Annotated in this window: 1 protein-coding gene; it reads left to right on the top strand. The window is 68.2% G+C overall.

Translation table 11 applies throughout. The features are described from left to right. Nucleotides 1-3,430: type I polyketide synthase (locus BFF76_RS26315; RefSeq protein ID WP_141695660.1), on the top strand; the 3,430-nt coding region annotated here is incomplete at both ends.

Genomic DNA, 3,430 nt, shown 5'->3' with positions numbered 1-3,430 from the left:
GGTTGCTCTGGCGGGGCTGGTTGGGGAGGTCGAAGCGGCTGGTGGTCCGGTGCGTTCCGTGTTCCACGCGGCTGGTATCAACCGCTTTGCGCCATTCGTCGACACACGGTCGGACGACTTCGAAGAGGTGCTGCGGGCCAAGGTGACGGGTGCGGACAATCTGGATGCCGTCTTCGGTGACCGGCCGCTCGATGCGTTCGTGCTGTTCTCCTCGATCGCCGGCATCTGGGGCAGTGGCGGTCAAGCCGCCTACGCGGCTGCCAACGCACACCTCGACGCCCTGGCCGAGCGCCGGCGGGCCCGTGGACTGACCGCCACGTCCATCGCCTGGGGCCCCTGGGCGGATGGCGGAATGGCAGACGGGGAAGCCGCGGAGCACCTTCGTCGTCGTGGGCTGACCGCGATGACGCCTGCTACGGCGATCATCGGACTCGAGCAGGCGCTCGGCCAGGGTGATTCCGTGATCACGGTCGCCGATGTGGACTGGCAGCTCTTCAGGCCGACGTTCACCGCCATGCGCGAGAGTCCCTTGCTGAGCGAACTCGCTGAGCTCGACACATCCGTCTCTGCGGACAACCGGCCCTCCTCCCTCCCCGCCAGGTTTGCCGCGCTTCCGGACACGGAGCGGGCTGCTGCACTTCTTGACCTCGTACGCCAACAGGTCGCGTTCGTTCTGGGACACCGGAACACGGCCAGGATTCCGGCGGACCGGCCGTTTCAGCAACTGGGCTTCGATTCCCTCACGGCTGTCGAGCTGCGGAACCTCCTGCAGAAAGAGACCGGGCTCGGTCTGCCCACCACTCTTGTCTTCGACTGCCCGAACCCGGCTGCTCTGGCTGACCACCTCCGCGTGCGGCTCTTCGGTGCCGGAGAGGAACCTGAAAGGTCCGGAGCAGCCACTTCCGTCACGAGCGACGACCCGATCGTCATCGTGGGCATGAGCTGCCGCCTCCCCGGGGGTGTCAGTTCCCCGGAAGACCTCTGGTCGTTGCTCGTCGCGGAGGCCGACGGAGTCACCGGCTTCCCGATCGACAGGGGCTGGGCCGTGGACCCGCATTCCTCGTATGCGCGCGAGGGCGGTTTTCTGCACGACGCGGCGTTGTTCGATGCCGAGTTCTTCGGGATCTCGCCTCGTGAGGCACTGGCGATGGACCCGCAGCAGCGACTGCTCCTCGAGACGTCGTGGGAGGCGTTCGAGCGTGCCGGAATCGACCCGATCTCCCTCCGCGGCAGCAGTACCGCCGTCTTCGCCGGAGCCGCGAGTCAGGGATACGCGTCGGGAGCGAATGCCGGCGAGGTGGAAGGCGTCGGGGGGCATCTGCTCACGGGAAACGCGACGAGTGTCCTGTCCGGCCGTGTCTCGTACGCCTTCGGGCTCGAAGGGCCGGCCGTCACTCTTGATACGGCGTGCTCGTCGTCTCTGGTGGCTCTGCACCTTGCTGCTCAGGCCCTGCGGTCGGGGGAGTGCTCGCTGGCGCTTGTCGGTGGGGTGACGGTGATGGGTACTGCGGTGACGTTCTCGGAGTTCTCCCGGCAGGGCGGCCTCGCGGGGGACGGCCGATGCAAGTCCTTCGCGGAGGCTGCGGACGGTACGGGCTGGTCCGAGGGTGTGGGCGTGCTCCTGGTCGAGCGGCTCTCGGACGCGCGGCAGAACGGCCATGAAGTGCTCGCCGTCCTTCGGGGCAGTGCGGTGAACCAGGACGGTGCGAGCAACGGTCTGACGGCTCCGAACGGCCCCTCGCAACAGCGGGTGATCCGGCAGGCGCTGCTGAACGCCGGCCTGTCGGCCTCCCAGGTGGACGCGGTAGAAGCACATGGAACCGGTACGTCCTTGGGCGACCCGATCGAGGCGCAGGCGGTACTCGCGACGTACGGGCAGGGGCGCGCCGAGGCCCCTCCGCTGCACTTGGGGTCCCTGAAGTCCAACATCGGCCACACGCAGGCTGCCGCGGGTGTGGCCGGGATCATCAAGATGGTGATGGCGATGCGGCACGGTGTGCTGCCGCGGACGCTGCATGTGGATGAGCCGACGTCACAGGTGGACTGGTCGGCCGGCTCGGTGGAGCTGCTGACGGAGTCGGTGGCGTGGCCGGAGACGGGCGAGGCGCGGCGTGCGGGTGTGTCGTCGTTCGGGATCAGCGGCACGAACGCGCACGTGATTCTGGAGCAGGCTCCGGCGATCGAGGCGACGGAAGCCTCCGAGGATGTCGTGCTGCCTGTGGTTCCGTGGGTGGTGTCGGCGAAGTCCGAGGCGGGTTTGTCGGCGCAGGTGGAGCGGTTGTCGGGGTTCGCCGGGGATCGGGAGCCGGTGGATGTCGGGCTCTCGTTGGCGACCACGCGGGCGGCGTTGGAGCACCGTGCGGTGCTGATCGGTGACCGGACCGTGCGGGGCGAGGTCGTCGAGGGCCGGTCGGCGGTGTTGTTCTCGGGTCAGGGTGCGCAGCGGTCGGGTATGGGCCGTGAGCTGTATGGGGCGTATCCGGTGTTCGCGGATGCGTTCGATGCGGTGTGCGCAGAGCTGGACCGGCATCTGGATCAGCCGATCCGTGGCGTGGTCTTCGAGGGTGGTGAGCTGCTGGATCAGACGCAGTTCACGCAGGCCGGTCTGTTCGCGCTCGAAGTGGCGCTGTTCCGTCTGGTGTCGGCCTGGGGCGTCAAGCCGGACTGTCTGCTGGGCCACTCCATCGGCGAACTGTCGGCCGCGCATGTGGCCGGAGTGCTGTCGCTGGAGGATGCGGCCAGGCTGGTGGCGGCTCGTGGTCGTCTGATGCAGGCCTTGCCGGCGGGCGGGGCGATGGTGTCCCTCCAGGCAGCCGAGGACGAGGTCCTGCCGCTCCTTGCCGACGGCGCATCCATTGCAGCGCTCAACGGGCCTTCCTCGACGGTGATTTCAGGTGACGAGGACGCTGTCCTGGCGATCGCCGCGCATTTCGAGGCCGAGGGCCGTAAGACCAAGCGTCTGCGGGTCAGTCATGCGTTCCATTCGCCCCGCATGGACGCGATGCTGGACGACTTCCGTGCGGTCGCGGAGACGTTGACCTTCCGTGCCCCGCAGACCGCCATCGTGTCGAACGTGTCGGGTCGGGTCGTGTCTGACGAGGAGATCTGCTCGGCGGACTACTGGGTACGCCACGTCCGCGAGGCGGTCCGCTTCCTCGACGGAATACGCGCTCTCCAGGACCAGGGCGTGACCACATACCTGGAGCTCGGCCCGGACGGAGTGCTGTCCGCGATGGGGCAGGACTGCGTCGAGGACTCCACCTTCGTGCCGGCCCTGCGACAGGACCGCGACGAGGCACAGACGCTGGTCACCGCCATCGCCGAACTTCACGTACGAGGATCAGCGGTCGACTGGGCGGCGTACTTCGCCGGGACCGGCGCCCGCCGCGTCGATCTGCCGACCTACGCCTTCCAGCACGAGCACTACTGG

It is taken from the genome of Streptomyces mutomycini (assembly GCF_001700505.1).
Taxonomy (GTDB): Bacteria; Actinomycetota; Actinomycetes; order Streptomycetales; family Streptomycetaceae; genus Streptomyces; species Streptomyces mutomycini.
This window is presented reverse-complemented; position numbering and strand designations above follow the sequence as displayed.